The organism is Pseudomonadota bacterium (assembly GCA_039028935.1).
Lineage (GTDB): Bacteria > Pseudomonadota > Gammaproteobacteria > Steroidobacterales > SZUA-146 > SZUA-146.
The window spans coordinates 1-11,403 of the sequence record JBCCHD010000065.1; the positions used below are offsets into that span (position 1 = coordinate 1).

Here is an 11,403-nt window from a genome sequence, read left to right on the forward strand (position 1 = left end):
CACCGAATTGCAGCCATGCGCAATATTGGCGAATGGCCCGCCGTGCATGAACGCCGGATTATTTTCGAGCGTTTGAACCATGTTCGGCTGGAAAGCGTCGCGCAGTAGGGCGGTCATCGCACCTTGAGCGCCGAGCTCGGAGACCCGAACAGGCTCTTTGTCTCGGTTATAGCCAATGATGATATTGCCGATACGCGTTTGCAGATCATCGAGACTCGTGGCTAGGCAAAAGCACGCCATCACCTCGGAGGCCACCGTGATGTCAAACCCATTCTCGCGCGGTATGCCGTTCGTCGGGCCGCCCAGTCCGATGGTGATATGACGCAGAGCGCGATCGTTCATATCGACCACGCGCTTCCATGTGACACGGCGCTGGTCGATATTGAGTTTGTTATCCCAATACATGTGATTGTCGATCATCGCCGACAACAGATTGTGAGCGGCACCAATGGCGTGGAAGTCACCGGTGAAATGCAGGTTGATGTCGGTCATCGGCACCACTTGGGCGTAGCCACCGCCGGCCGCACCGCCTTTCATGCCGAAGCACGGCCCCAGGCTGGGTTCGCGCAGACACACCATCGCGTTTTTGCCAATGTGATTCAAGCCGTCACCCAGTCCGACAGTGGTGGTGGTTTTGCCTTCCCCAGCGGGCGTCGGAGAGATAGCCGTCACTAAGATAAGTTTGCCGTTTGATTTGCCCTCAAGTGATTCGAGAAATTCGTAGTTGAGCTTGGCTTTATCGTGACCATACGGAATAAGCGACTCGGGTTTGATGCCGAGCTTCTCACCGATTTTGGTGATGGGCTCCATGGAGGCATCCTGGGCGATTTCGAGGTCTGAACGGACTGTAGTCATGGCGCACCTGTTCGTTTGTTTTGGCGGTTTTTGAACATTTGAGTCATTGGCGCCCAGCGTGCTGCGCTGCAACTCAAAAAGCTAGAATAAGTCATTGTAACAACTAAACTTTCAGCGACAATACCGAGTGGCGGATATGGGTGAATAGAGGTCGTATTCGACCGCCCAACGGGCGATTGTGTCGCCTCAGTGACAGGCGTCTCAAGCTCGGCTGGAGGGGCGATCCGTCAGTCGGACTCAGGGGTCCAGCGACGAAGGTTCAACAGCATGTCCGCGCGCACTTGGCGCGTTGCATCCGGTTGATTGCCCAAGGTACCGTCATAAAAATCTTCATCACGCATATCAAAGGCATGATCGGTGTCGACATACGTGGTTGCGCTCACCGGGCGCTGTTGCGCGCGCTGCCTGTCGATAACACGCTCGCACGCGGCATTGGAGACGATGCTGTCGCGATCGGCGAAGATAAAGTGCGTTGGAAAAGACTGTGGCCAGCCGTGTCGACCTACCGATGGGAATTCACAAAATGGATAGAAGAAAGTCGCGCTTAATACACCCTCTAGCGGTGCGGGCAGCGCGTCACGCAAGTTGGGCGGTCGCTGTTGCTTGCCCGCGTAGTAAAAGGCATCCATGAGTGACCAGCCGCCATGCGACCACCCGATCAGATGAAGGCGATTTGGGTCAACGAACGGCAGCCGTCGCACGGCATCCAGCGACACCATCACATCGCCGGCGCGCTCGTTACCCCACAGTATCTTGCCGGCACAGACGTCACGCCAATGCACGTCCCGAGGTGTCATGCTCTCTACCAAAACGACCGCGTAACCGGCTTCTTTGAATACATTGGCCCAGTCTCTGGCGCCCAGCAGCGTGCCTGAGCAACCGTGATACCCAACCACCGTCGCAAACGGCGGCGTGCCATCTGGCACAAACACCTCGTAATGTGGCGCTAACATCCGCTCCAGCGCGTCGGAACTTTGACGGGATAGGTGCCAGCCCTGTATCCACCCGTACACACCAACCCCGACGATGAATACGACAAGGAGTAGACTCAGCAATATTTTTTTGAACAAGGATAGTCTCCGAAGTGCTTGTGGCGATCGCCCCAGGATTACGTGCGTTGGAATAGTATGCTCTTAGCCGGACCAGTATAGGGCAGAAGGGGTGGGCTCTGCATTGCATCCATTGGGTTGGACGATTACTGTTTGGCTATGAACACACGATCAGCCATAAACAAACACATGAAACGGAGCGGGACGTCGCTTGTCTGCGGGGCGTGGCTACTGATTTTGAGCGCGCCGACGATGGCGGACGTTATCGAGATCGGTCCGTCCCAAGCTGGACCGGATTGCGTCGAGGAATTCGAGCAGATTGCCAATCAGCTTCAGCCTGGCGACACACTGGTGTTGAGAGGTGGTCGCTATGAGCAGAGCTGCCGTCGCGCTCTGTCGATTCAAGGAACGGCCGCGAAACCGATCATGATTCGGGCCAAAGCCGGCGAGACCCCTGTTCTTACTCGGCCAGCCGACAATCTCACCACGGAAAACAATTTGGAGCTCCTCGACGCGCGGCACCTGACAATCAGTGGGATCGAATTTGAAGGCGGCAGCATCGGCGTGCGGCTGATGGGGCAGACTTCTCACTTCACGCTGAACCGAGCCGTCATTCGAGGTACGGGCATCAATGCGCTGGCGGCAAACAACGGCGATTCAACGCATTTGGTGTTGACCCACAATGTGATCAGTCAAACCGGGCTGGCTCCGGGTGCTGGCGAGGGTGAGGGGTTTTATCTGGGCTGTCATAACGGCAGCTGTCGCGTCACCGGAAGCCGAATCGCCTACAACTCTTTTAGCGATCTGAATGCTGAGGGCGAAGGCGGTAACGAGGCCGTGGAGCTCAAACCGGGATCGGGTGGCAATACGATCGCACACAATCGCGTGCAGGGGACGTCATCCAGCCTGGCGTTTCCATGCTTCACTTTGTATGGGGGCGGTGAGCAACCTAACATTGTTGAACACAATCAGTTGGAGCGCTGCCCGGTTGGTGTGTTTGCGACGCGCGATGTCATCGTTCGGCACAATGAGATTATCAATCCGACACGCTACGGCATCGAAATTGGTCGACATGTCACCGTGGGCCAACCCATTAACGTCGATTTGCGTGCCAATACTGTCCGTTCGACAAATTCTGCAACCTGCCTGCGACTCAAGCTGTGGGGTGCCAACGCCATTCGCATTCGCGACAACCGATTGTTCTGCCGCGAGGGGCGCGCGATCCATGGTGATTGGGTGCATAACGCCACATTTGAACAAAACGCCGTGAGCGGGCGATTGTTGGGGGTGCCATTGAGGCGGTCCGGAATACGCACCCTTGACCGGTCGAAAGATGGCGTGATCGATATTATAAGCGACGCTTATTAAGGGCCACGATGACCGGGTATCGGCAGTGCCGCGAAAGACGGCGCCTCGTTGATCCACTGTTTGGAAAATAGTGCTCGACCTAACCCTGCATAACAGGCACCATTTCGTTGGCTTTTTAGGTGCCGAATGATGACTGAGAATACCGACACATCCCCACCCCATGACGATCGCGTGTTGGTCGTGATAGGGGGTTCACACTGTGGTGTACAAAGCGCCTTCGCGGCCCGTCGCGCCGGGTTTTTAGGACGTATCGTTGTGCTCAGTGACGAGACACACGCACCGTATCATCGGCCACCTTTGTCGAAAGATTTGATGCTCGGCGTGAAGGGTCCAGAACAGATTCAGTTGCGGCCACCCACGGCATACGAAAAGTCGGCAATTGAACTGATCGGTCAACAACGTGTGGTGCGTATCGACCGCGACCGCAACCAAGTGGTTACCGCAGGTGGTGATGTTTTCGACTACTCGGCCCTTTTGCTGGCCACCGGCGCGCGGCCTCGTGTTCTACCGATCGACGGCCAGGATTTGGCAGGTGTGCATTACCTACGCTCCATGGACGACGCGCTGGCGATCCAACAGGCACACGCTTCCGGGAAAAATGTGGTGGTGATTGGTGGCGGCTACATTGGCCTAGAAGCTGCGGCGAGCTTGCGCAAAAACGGTTGTCGAGTGACCGTGATCGAAGCGATGGATCGCGTTTTGGCTCGTGTCGCGAGCGCGCCATTGTCAGAGTTTTACGCTCATTTACATCAACAAGAAGGTGTTGTGATTCGTACCGGCGAAACGGTGGCACACATTGCAGGCGCGCAACAGGTGGAGCACGTTGTGCTCGGAAATGGCGAGCGGCTGAGTTGTGATTTGGTCGTAGTTGGCATTGGTGTGGTGCCCAACACCGAGCTTGCTGCCGAAGCGGGCCTGACCGTTAACGATGGCATTGTCGTGAATCCATTCGGCGCCACCGACGACCCCGCGATTTTGGCGGCCGGCGATTGTGCGCGCGGTCCGCATGCACTTTATGCTGAACCGGTACGAATCGAGTCGGTACAAAATGCCAATGACCAAGGTAAAGCAGCGGTAATGGCATGGTTGGGTCAGCCCTCGCCGTACGCGGCTTTACCGTGGTTTTGGTCCGATCAATACGACGTTAAGCTGCAAATTGCTGGCGTGTTCGACACCAGTGTCGATCAAACGATCCGACGCCAGCTGCCCGATGCCGAGCGCGCCTTTGCGCTGTGTCACCTTGTGCAAGGGCGACTCAGCGCCGTCGAAGCCGTTAATCAGCCACGGGATTTCCTTGGTGCTAAGACGCTCATTGCCCAGGGCGCTAAAATGGATGTTGCCGCACTCGAAGACGCCACTGTGCCGATCGGCGACTGCGTGATTGGCGACTGACGGTACGCGTACATCGCCTAGTTTTGGCGGTCCGATAAGCGGATCGAACGTGAATAAACATAAGGAAACACTATGACCATACGTTTTGATGAGCGTGTTGCAATTGTGACGGGCGCTGGAGGCGGTCTCGGGCGCGCACACGCATTGGCGCTGGCAGCGCGCGGTGCGCGCGTGGTGGTCAACGATCTTGGCGGAGCCCGTGACGGCACAGGCCAGTCGTCGGATGCGGCCGCGAGCGTGACCGATGAAATTATCCAATCCGGTGGAACGGCGATGGCAAACGGTGCCAACGTGACGCGACCTGACGAGGTTGAGGCCATGGTGGCCGAGGCGATCGAACGTTGGGGGCGAGTGGATATCTTGATCAACAATGCGGGCATTTTGCGCGATAAGACCTTCGCAAAAATGTCTCTGGATGATTTTCGACTTGTGTTGGATGTACACCTCATGGGCAGCGCGATATGTTCCAAGGCGGTTTGGGAGACGATGCGTGCGCAGCAGTATGGTCGTATCGTCATGACGACATCATCCAGTGGCCTGTATGGAAATTTTGGCCAGAGTAATTACGGTGCGGCCAAGATGGGACTGGTGGGGCTGATGAATACGCTGGTTCTGGAAGGTAAGAAATACGATATTCGAGTCAACACGCTGGCGCCGACCGCCGCAACGCGAATGACCGAGGACATTATTCCCGATCCCGCGCTGCTCGAGTTACTCACGCCGCAGTCTGTCGCTGCCGGGTGTTTGGCCTTGTGTCATGATGAGGCGCCCAACCGCACCATTTTGTGTGCCGGTGCTGGCGGTTACGCGGTGAGTCGTATTGTGGAAACACCGGGCATTCATCTTACCGAGGCGCAGCAAACGCCTGACCAGGTGGTGCAACATTGGGACGAGATCACCAACGATGATGGGCAACAAGAGTTGGCGTTTGGGGGCAAACAGACAGAGAAGTTTTTGCTGCGTGCGGCCAAGGCGTTACACCACAAAGACTCCTAACGCGTGCTCGATCATACCGAAATAACGCGGTGACTCGTTTGGCGGTTGTCTGGCGTCCGTCGTTCTAAACCGATTTAGCGTCGACGTTGGCCGCCCGCGAGAGCCTAAGGCATAAGGGATAATTTAGTCCGCACAGGCGGCGTCAATGTGTGCCAGCTCGTCGTCACACAGCGCGACCGCGTTTATCGCACCAAGGCAGTCTATGAGTTGTTCAGGCCGGCTCGCGCCAATTATAGCGCTGGTGACGCGGGGATGGCGCCACACCCACGTCAACGCCATTTGGGCCAACGACTGGCCGCGAGCAGCCGCCAATTCGTGCAGGGCGCGAATCTGCTTCAGTCGCGTTTCGGTAAGATCGTCGGCCGATAAAAATTCGCCGCTGAGCGCCCGGCTGTCGCGTGGGAGGGTATCGAGATAGCGGTTGGTCAGTAATCCTTGTGCAAGCGGTGAGTACACCACAGCCCCAACCCCGGCGTGGTGAAGCGCATCGAGCAGTCCGTCTTTCTCCGCCGCGCGGTCAAACAGGGAGTAGCGGGGTTGATGAACCAGGCAGGGAACTCCCGCATCGCTTAGCAGTGACAGAGAGCGCTGCGTTTCAGTCAGAGGATAGTTTGAAATGCCAATATAAAGCGCCTTGCCCTGGTGAACGGCGCTTGCAAGCGCGCCCATGGTTTCTTCGAGCGGTGTTGAAGGGTCGAATCGATGCGAATAAAAAATATCGACATAGTCGATACCCAGCCTCTGCAACGACTGATCGAGGCTACTGAGTAAATACTTTCGGCTTCCACCGTCGCCATACGGGCCCGGCCACATGCCGTAGCCGGCTTTTGTCGAAACCACTAACTCATCGCGATGGGATTGAAACTGAGTGTTTAGGATACGACCAAAAATGCGCTCCGCGGAGCCGGGCGGTGGGCCGTAATTGTTCGCCAAATCAAAATGCACCACGCCCCGATCAAAGGCGATGGTGCATAACTTCTCGACAGTCGAGGGGTCGGCATGTTGTCCGAAATTCTGCCAAAGGCCAAGCGATAGTGTGGGTAGATCGAGCCCGGAGTGGCCGGCTCGTCGAAAAGTCATTCCTTCGTATCGGTGATCATTGGGACGGTAGTCCATCTCACTTTCCTAACCATGGTGGGCACACGATGGTAACAGCCCGATCAGCGGTAGGAGATAAAAAAACGCGGCAAGTCGTGAGACTTGCCGCGTAGCGTAAACGGGCTGAGCCGCTAGCTGCTAGCCACTGTAGGGCAGGGCGGAGTGGTGTACGTTGATGCGCAGATTACCGTCTGCATCACGCATGTAACCGAAGGTGAACTCCACTTTGGTTTCTTCCGTGCTGCCGACCGGTGTGAAATAGTAGTTGCCCATGGCAACCGCCGAGTCTGCGTCGGTGATGATCTGCTGCTCACCAAACCGGACTTTTGACCAGGGCTTAATGGCAAATCCCTTGTCTTCGGCGATTTCACCTCCGACGAAGTAAGACAAAGCGCCGCCAAAGGTCTCTCGGAACTGCACGTCTGCCGCAAGTGTCGGCTTGAACAGCACCTCTGACTGGCCGTACGCATAGAGGTCCTTAATGTGTTGACTGGCGCGCGAGGCGTAGTCACCTTTCGCTTGATACACATCTCCAATGGCGACAATGCCATCGCCCCACGCTTTTTGCGCGGCCAACACGTCCGCTTTGGTGATGGACTGCATCGCCGCTTTCGTGGTGTTTGAAGTGTCCAGATTAGAGCAACCCGCTACGGTGAGGCCAGTCAGGCTTGCTAATACCGCAGTGATTATGCCGGTTCGTAATCGACTAACTCTTGAGTACGTGAAGTGCTGGATCATGTTCGACTCCCTCTCGGTTTTATTAAATGGCAAATTAAAATTTAGATGGTCGCGGGCGCGTCCCGCAATACACGAATGATGCAAGCGGGAGGATGAATATGACCTGTCGCGAATATGAACGCAAAATGAATAATCTCTTGCTTGACTGTGATTGTGTCTGGGTGCCGTGATAGCCTCCTGGCATGACGTATAGAACAAAAATTGGTCTGGTTGTGGCGTTCGCTGCCTTTGCCGTTTTGTTGGCCGCCGGGATGGCGGTGTGGTCGGTAAATGCAACATCCAAGCATATTCGTCAGGCTAATCTCGCCCACGACCTGCTTGACGAGCACCTTCAGCTTTCGGTGCATGCGTATCGGCTTTTTAAGCAATTGACTGATGAGATTTTGCTGGGAAGCGGTGCCAACCAGAGTGTGGTGCGCAACAAGCGCGAAGCGATCGCCTGGTCGCTGACCGAGATTCGACGGCTGGAGCTTGAACAGCGCGAAACCATGGGAGCGGACTTTGCACCGGGTGCCGTCGAAGACACAGACGATCTTGAACAGGCGATAGAGCTGATCATTCGTGACTTTCGCACGGCCACGCAATTACCGCCCGGTCCGCAGCGCTCGAAACGGGTTAATGCGGTACTGGAAGAGCGGATTGACGTGGGTTTTCGTGATCGAGTGAACGCCGCGTTGGAGCGTCAACGATCGGTCGTCGAGCGAATGAATGTTCGAATTCAGCGTGTGCATGCTCAGTCCGTGGGGATAGCGGTTGGTCTGGTCATGGCGACGTTACTGGCGGGTCTTGCCATGGGATGGCTACTGATGCGCGGTATCGCCGTACCCCTCGATACATTGCGTCGGGCGGCAAAAACGTGGTCCTCGGGTGAATTCAATCACCGTATCGGCCTGAGCAGCGATCCCGAATTCGACCGAATTACCAGTACCTTTAATTCGATGGCCGAACACCTCGCTGAGTTTACTCAGCAACGTCAGCGCACCGAGCGCGAGCTGCAGCACGCCGTTGCTGAGCGAACCGATGAGTTGTCCAAAGTCAACGAGGCACTCAAACAGGCGGATGCCGTCAGGCGCGAGTTTTTTGCCGATGTCAGTCATGAATTGCGGACTCCGCTGACGGTCATTCGCGGCGAGGCGCAGGTTGCGCTGCGCGGTCAGGAGCGGACGGGGGCCGATTATCGCGATGCGCTGTCAATCGTACTGGAACAGGCCGTCGGACTGAGTCGCTTGGTGGATGACATGTTGTTCATTGCACGAACCAATGCAGAACGAATTCGCTTGCTTCGAGCGCCGCTTGATCTACAGGAATTAACGGATGCGGTCGTGCACGAAAGTGTGCGCTTGGCCGAGGCGCAGAAGGTCGCCATTCGCACGGACATCGATGGGTCACTTGGCAAGCTCAATGCGGACCCAGATAGAGTGCGCCAGCTTTTACTAATCCTGATCGACAACGCTATTCGCTACAGTCCATCCGGTGGCACGGTGGCGGTTAAAGCTGAACGACAGGACAATCAAGTGCTGCTGTCGGTCAGCGACCAAGGTGTGGGCATCGATCCGCAAGATCTGCCACATATTTTTGATCGTTTTTTTCGCGGTGGTGTCGAACGCGGCGGCGCCTCGGGCACGTCCGGACATCAGCGATCGTCCACCGTTGGTCTTGGCCTTGGCCTGGCTGTTGCCAAGGCGATCGTGCAGGCGCATGGTGGAGACATCTCTGGTGTCAGCTCACCTGGGCAAGGCACCACGATTACCGCGCGGTTTCCGGTGACGCATGAAATTGCTGATCGTTGAGGATGATGCCCGCGTCGCGCGTATGATCGAACGTGGCTTAAGCGCCGAGGGCTACAACTGCACGGTGGTCGGCGAGGCGATCACGGCGCTCGATGCGGCGGTCGACATGGACGCCATTATTTTGGATCGGATGCTGCCGGGCGGGGATGGTCTTGATATATGCCGGCGACTGCGCGCGAAAGGTAATCGTGTACCCATCCTGATGTTGACGGCATTGGCGGAGGTGGACGAGCGAGTCGACGGTTTGCGTGCGGGTGCCGATGATTATCTGGCGAAACCGTTCGATTTCGAGGAGCTGCTCGCTCGCGTCGAGGCCTTGGTGCGTCGTGCGGCGCCACAAGTCGAAAGCCAGAGAATTGCCCTTGGCAGCTTAATCATCGATGTTGATCGTCATACTGTGCGCTTGGATGATCGCGATATTGCGGTCACCGCCCTCGAATTTGATCTTCTCAAACTGCTGGCACGCCATCCGGATCGATTTTGGTCAAGAGAACGCATTTTGAATCGCGTATGGCCGGCCACCTCAGAGCCGGAGACCAATGTGGTGGATGTCTATGTGAGCCGGTTGCGACGAAAGCTGGATCGCGACCAGTCGACCTCGTTGATCGAAACGCGGCGCGGGGTTGGCTATCGGTTGCGGGTACCGGGCCAATCAGAAAGCTAGTTATCCTTGATACAGGAACCTGCTACTCGCTAACCAATGTCGTCTCCACTGCTTCGTCCTGCAGGCACCGAGACGCTCGTGCTTAAGATGTGTAAGCGATTCGTTGGCCCGCGGGTTTTTAAGGTCGCCGGATCATCGAGTGGTCGTTTGTGCACACAACGTCAGCCGTAAAGCGCCGGGACGCCGACCTGCTGATGAATGGCGTTGACCTGCTCAGGTGACATTCCCAAGCCGCGGGCGAGTTGGTCGAGATACTGCGCTTCGGCTTGCGAGTCGAGTTCAATGCCAAGAAGCGACATCACATACACTTGCTGCTCCAGGCCGCGTGGAATGGCGCGAACAAACTCATCGAGGTCGAGTGGTCGAGCCATTTCTTTGTGAACGAAGGCGCGTTCCTCGTCGCTGACGTCGCCAAGATGCTCCAAAAGCTTGCGCTGTTCTGCCTCATCAAACTGGCCGTCTGATTTGGCGGCATTGAGCATGCCTCGCAACAGCAGTTCAGCGTGGTCGTTTTGCGTCGAAGAGGGCTCGGGTGCGCGCCGCTGGGATTGCCCGAACGCGGAATTCAATAAGTCGCCGAGACTGCCCGACCCGGCTTGAGAGGCGCGTTGGCCGCCACCCAACTGTTCCAGAAGATCCCCCAGGCCTCCGCCAGATTGTCCTTGAGCCCGGCCGCCCAATACACTGCCTAGCACGTTGGCCAGACTGCCGCTTGAGTGGGATGAACTCGATCCTTTGGTTAGATTTTCCAACAGTCCCCCAAGTCCACCCGCGGGCTGAGCGGAATCAGTACGCGAGCGGTTGGCTTCGCTCATCGAGCCTGGCTGGGAAGGCGAACGTTCGTTTCCGCGGCTAAGGCCTCCCACGCCGTCGGCGCCACCTATGCCCTGATGTCCACCGCCACGGGAGGCGATGCCCCCACCGAGTAGGCCACCCAGAACGTCGCCCAGTCCACCGGATTGGCCGGTGGTCGATGAACGTGGCATCGGGTTCCCCCGTGAGGTGCCCTGCGACGAGGGCGGAACATTGCGGTTGGCACCCAGTAACTTCCCGACACCACGGGCGACCATCACGCCCATCGCCACTTTGGCGAGAGTTTTCACTAAATTCACATTGTTTCCTCTTTCGTTATCCCCGTGTCGTCGATCGACGGCAAGGGGCGACGCGTCATGCCGTACGGAATGGCCCATGCGTCGTCGCGTTTGTCCTGTAGGCAGCCTAACGGTACGGGACCGCGAGAGACAACACGTGCCCGGTGAGAAATTGTGTCCAGCATCAAAAAAAGGGCGGAAAGGTGACGGACCGATTAGTGAACTGGCCAGGCCTCGCGGAATGAAAGCGCACCGAATATCCTGCGAAACGACATCATTTTAGTGCTCTAAACCAATGATAATTATACTTATACAAATTTATTTATATAATTAGACAAATATAGTGTCAGAGAGAGAGAGAG

The 11,403-nt window shown here is 56.6% G+C and carries 10 protein-coding genes; 5 read left to right on the plus strand and 5 right to left on the minus strand.

Translation table 11 applies throughout. The features are described 5' to 3' along the window. A partial coding sequence (locus AAF465_16880) for a formate--tetrahydrofolate ligase (GenBank protein ID MEM7084402.1) occupies positions 1-855 on the minus strand: 855 nt, incomplete at its 3' end. Between the two features lie 227 nt (positions 856-1,082). Next, the gene (locus AAF465_16885) at positions 1,083-1,925 is read right to left on the minus strand and encodes a prolyl oligopeptidase family serine peptidase (GenBank protein ID MEM7084403.1); all 843 of its coding nucleotides are present in this window, start codon (positions 1,923-1,925) and stop codon (positions 1,083-1,085) included. A gap of 138 nt (positions 1,926-2,063) precedes the next feature. Between AAF465_16885 and AAF465_16890 the strand changes: the two genes are divergently transcribed. The 3 genes from AAF465_16890 (at position 2,064) to AAF465_16900 (ending at position 5,660) form a co-directional block, all read left to right on the plus strand. Next, entirely contained in the window at positions 2,064-3,272 is a 1,209-nt protein-coding gene (locus tag AAF465_16890; protein MEM7084404.1) for a hypothetical protein, read from the plus strand. Between the two features lie 129 nt (positions 3,273-3,401). After that, positions 3,402-4,664, plus strand: a complete 1,263-nt coding sequence (locus tag AAF465_16895; GenBank protein ID MEM7084405.1) for an FAD-dependent oxidoreductase — start codon at positions 3,402-3,404, stop codon at positions 4,662-4,664. Positions 4,665-4,736: 72 nt separating this feature from the next. Continuing rightward, positions 4,737-5,660: an SDR family NAD(P)-dependent oxidoreductase gene (locus AAF465_16900; GenBank protein ID MEM7084406.1), complete on the plus strand. Its 924-nt coding sequence runs from the start codon at positions 4,737-4,739 to the stop codon at positions 5,658-5,660. Positions 5,661-5,783: 123 nt separating this feature from the next. Here the strand turns inward: AAF465_16900 and AAF465_16905 are convergent, their stop codons facing one another. Both AAF465_16905 and AAF465_16910 read right to left on the minus strand, forming a co-directional pair. Beyond that, complete coding sequence (locus AAF465_16905; protein ID MEM7084407.1) at positions 5,784-6,776, minus strand: aldo/keto reductase; 993 nt, start codon at positions 6,774-6,776, stop codon at positions 5,784-5,786. Between the two features lie 120 nt (positions 6,777-6,896). Continuing rightward, entirely contained in the window at positions 6,897-7,496 is a 600-nt protein-coding gene (locus AAF465_16910) for a phosphoribosyl-AMP cyclohydrolase (protein MEM7084408.1), read from the minus strand. 182 nt (positions 7,497-7,678) lie between these two features. On the opposite strand from AAF465_16910, the gene AAF465_16915 reads away from it, so the two are divergent. Both AAF465_16915 and AAF465_16920 read left to right on the plus strand, forming a co-directional pair. Continuing rightward, entirely contained in the window at positions 7,679-9,286 is a 1,608-nt protein-coding gene (locus AAF465_16915) for an ATP-binding protein (GenBank protein MEM7084409.1), read from the plus strand. Beyond that, positions 9,267-9,950: a response regulator transcription factor gene (locus tag AAF465_16920; GenBank protein ID MEM7084410.1), complete on the plus strand. Its 684-nt coding sequence runs from the start codon at positions 9,267-9,269 to the stop codon at positions 9,948-9,950. The genes AAF465_16915 and AAF465_16920 overlap by 20 nt, the downstream gene beginning before the upstream one ends. 161 nt (positions 9,951-10,111) lie before the next feature. On the opposite strand, the gene AAF465_16925 is transcribed toward AAF465_16920, so the two are convergent. After that, positions 10,112-11,062, minus strand: a complete 951-nt coding sequence (locus AAF465_16925) for a tellurite resistance TerB family protein (protein ID MEM7084411.1) — start codon at positions 11,060-11,062, stop codon at positions 10,112-10,114. Positions 11,063-11,403 lie beyond the last annotated feature (341 nt).

Coding starts and splice junctions, on each gene's coding strand:
- AAF465_16905 (MEM7084407.1), bottom strand. CDS start 6,776: ATGGACTACCGTCCCAATGATCACCGATACGAAGGAATGACTTTTCGA.
- AAF465_16915 (MEM7084409.1), top strand. CDS start 7,679: ATGACGTATAGAACAAAAATTGGTCTGGTTGTGGCGTTCGCTGCCTTT.
- AAF465_16910 (MEM7084408.1), bottom strand. CDS start 7,496: ATGATCCAGCACTTCACGTACTCAAGAGTTAGTCGATTACGAACCGGC.
- AAF465_16895 (MEM7084405.1), top strand. CDS start 3,402: ATGACTGAGAATACCGACACATCCCCACCCCATGACGATCGCGTGTTG.
- AAF465_16900 (MEM7084406.1), top strand. CDS start 4,737: ATGACCATACGTTTTGATGAGCGTGTTGCAATTGTGACGGGCGCTGGA.
- AAF465_16920 (MEM7084410.1), top strand. CDS start 9,267: ATGAAATTGCTGATCGTTGAGGATGATGCCCGCGTCGCGCGTATGATC.
- AAF465_16890 (MEM7084404.1), top strand. CDS start 2,064: ATGAACACACGATCAGCCATAAACAAACACATGAAACGGAGCGGGACG.